1 protein-coding gene is annotated in these 258 nt (G+C 48.8%); it reads left to right on the top strand.

Annotation, left to right across the window (positions count from 1 at the left end; translation table 11 throughout):
* Positions 1-258: trypsin-like serine protease (locus PZC42_RS21880; RefSeq protein ID WP_277214310.1), on the top strand; the 258-nt coding region annotated here is incomplete at both ends.

Below are 258 nucleotides of genomic sequence, written 5' to 3'. Positions count from 1 at the left end.
CTTTGGCTGCCCTCACCTGCGATGGCGGCAAGAGGAATGCGGGTAGGATAGTCGGTGGAAAGGAGACCAAGAAGAACGAGTACCCATGGATGGCCGCAATTGAGGATGAAGATAAGGACCATTATTGTGGTGGATCAGTCATCACCGAAAGACACATATTGACGGCAGCACATTGCGTCTGGGATGTTAAAGTCAAGGATGTGGAAGTTGTTCTCGGAGGCTACGATCTGACTAACTTGAAGGAAACTAATTCACAAC

The organism is Isoptericola croceus, from assembly GCF_029382255.1.
Taxonomy (GTDB): domain Bacteria; phylum Actinomycetota; class Actinomycetes; order Actinomycetales; family Cellulomonadaceae; genus Isoptericola; species Isoptericola croceus.
The sequence above is the reverse complement of the archived record's forward strand: the minus strand, read 5'-3'. Positions and strand labels throughout refer to the sequence as shown.